The following is a 656-nucleotide window of genomic DNA, read 5'->3' on the forward strand; positions in this document are numbered from 1 at the left end:
TGGTGGAGCCTAGCGGGATCGAACCGCTGACCTCCTGCGTGCAAGGCAGGCGCTCTCCCAGCTGAGCTAAGGCCCCGAAAAAGTAATGGTCGGGAAGACAGGATTCGAACCTGCGACCCCTTGGTCCCAAACCAAGTGCTCTACCAAGCTGAGCTACTTCCCGAGATGTGTAAGAAAAATAATGGCGCGCCCGGCAGAAGTCGAATCCACAACCTTCTGATCCGTAGTCAGACGCTCTATCCAATTGAGCTACGGGCGCGTAATAAATACTATACGGTTTATGTTTTGGTGCCGAGAACCGGAATCGAACCGGTACGGTAGTCACCTACCGCAGGATTTTAAGTCCTGTGCGTCTGCCAGTTCCGCCACCCCGGCAAAAACTTTGGAGCGGAAGACGGGATTCGAACCCGCGACCCCGACCTTGGCAAGGTCGTATTCTACCACTGAACTACTTCCGCATATTAAAGTGCGGGTGAAGGGAGTCGAACCCCCACGCCTTGCGGCACTAGATCCTAAGTCTAGCGTGTCTGCCAGTTCCACCACACCCGCATTATATAAAATCAATAACCTTTTAAAAAATAAATGGTGAGCCATGCAGGATTCGAACCTGCGACCCTCTGATTAAAAGTCAGATGCTCTACCAACTGAGCTAATGG

The 656-nt window shown here is 52.1% G+C and carries 6 tRNA genes; all 6 read right to left on the reverse strand.

Going from position 1 to position 656, the window contains the following annotated elements:
- Positions 1 to 76, reverse strand: a tRNA-Ala gene (locus H9649_RS17730).
- A 10-nt stretch (positions 77 to 86) separates the two neighbouring features.
- Positions 87 to 163: transfer RNA gene (locus H9649_RS17735), tRNA-Pro, on the reverse strand.
- A 19-nt stretch (positions 164 to 182) separates the two neighbouring features.
- Positions 183 to 259: transfer RNA gene (locus tag H9649_RS17740), tRNA-Arg, on the reverse strand.
- A gap of 27 nt (positions 260 to 286) precedes the next feature.
- Positions 287 to 375, reverse strand: a tRNA-Leu gene (locus H9649_RS17745).
- 8 nt (positions 376 to 383) lie between these two features.
- A tRNA-Gly gene (locus tag H9649_RS17750) sits at positions 384 to 458 on the reverse strand.
- A gap of 9 nt (positions 459 to 467) precedes the next feature.
- A tRNA-Leu gene (locus H9649_RS17755) sits at positions 468 to 549 on the reverse strand.
- Positions 550 to 656: the final 107 nt, after the last annotated feature.

This window comes from Sporosarcina quadrami (genome assembly GCF_014836615.1).
In the GTDB taxonomy this organism is placed as follows: Bacteria; Bacillota; Bacilli; order Bacillales_A; family Planococcaceae; genus Sporosarcina; species Sporosarcina quadrami.